The 1,078-nt window shown below is 62.5% G+C and carries 1 protein-coding gene; it reads right to left on the reverse strand.

What is annotated here, in order from left to right; genetic code table 11:
* Positions 1-98: 98 nt before the first annotated feature.
* Positions 99-695 carry a GNAT family N-acetyltransferase gene (locus C5F48_RS24050; RefSeq protein ID WP_107666158.1) on the reverse strand — a complete coding sequence of 199 codons (597 nt, stop codon included), beginning with the start codon at positions 693-695 and terminating at the stop codon, positions 99-101.
* Positions 696-1,078 lie beyond the last annotated feature (383 nt).

The raw sequence follows: 1,078 nt of genomic DNA on the forward strand, positions 1-1,078 counted from the left end.
CCTTCCTCTCCGCCGTCGCTCTCGCCGCGACTGTCATCTTCTGGCTTTGACGATCAATGAGTCTGGAGCCTAGGGCATGCAACGACCGCTCAGAGCCCTCATCGACCGTTACTGCTGTAGGTCTGAGTGGTCGCTTCGGACTGGCGCGCTACGCCAGCACAAAACTCTTTTGCAAGCAGGCCCATGATAATGTCGTCGTGCCACTGCTCGCCGATGCGCGCACTCTCACGCTCGCATCCCTCCGCGATGAAGCCACAGGCACGGTAGCAGCGGATCGCCCGCTCGTTAAACGCAAGCACCCGTAGATCAATGCGGTGCAACGCCAGAGCGCCGAATGCATGGGATAGGACCAAGCCGATTGCTTCGCGACCCAGACCGCGCCCGAGCTGCGAGACGTCGTAGAGTCCGGCCGCCAGCCTCGCACGGCGGTCATGCGAATTTAGCCCATCCAAGCGTGCCTCGCCCAGCAGTCTGCCATCGACCTCAACAGCCCAGCAAAGTGGATGGGCCAAGTTGCGCTCTACCCATTGTCGAGCTTCGTTCTCGCTAAAGGGTGGCAGGTCGTCTGCGTTGCCACCGAAGCACCGAACAATCTCGGGGGAGCGCCCGAGGGCCAGCCGCCCGGCAATGTCGGAACGTCGGAAGGGGCGAAGGCGAACGCGGTCTCCTTCGAGTTCGGGAACATGGTTGGCCATTCTGGCAATATGCCACACTTGCAGTTCGGCAGGCGACCCAATTGATCGGACTCTCGTGCAAACGCAGCGAACGGCAACGTCGTCCGCCCAACAGACATCCGAAGGCAGGCTGCAGACCAGGGACAAACGCGGGCGCAGCCCGCGTCAAGCCTATCGCCGACCAAGGAACCGGCTAGATCCCGGCGCACGGCGGGATTTCTGCAATCGGCGCGGCGTCGGACGAGGCGGTCGGCAATACCCGGAAAGCGCCACCGCCACCCCACTGATCCTCAAGACAGGTTCGATCCCGGCCACGCCGGGATCTCCTTTGACGGCCTGACCTGAGTGCGCCGCTTCGTCGCATACGGGATTTCCCTCGGCGCGTTTTCAACCTTTGCGTGTTT

This window comes from Cereibacter changlensis JA139 (assembly GCF_003034985.1).
Lineage (GTDB): Bacteria > Pseudomonadota > Alphaproteobacteria > Rhodobacterales > Rhodobacteraceae > Cereibacter > Cereibacter changlensis.

What these genes read in the sequence shown, in the direction of transcription:
- C5F48_RS24050 (WP_107666158.1), bottom strand. Translation starts at nt 695, where the DNA reads ATGGCCAACCATGTTCCCGAACTCGAAGGAGACCGCGTTCGCCTTCGC.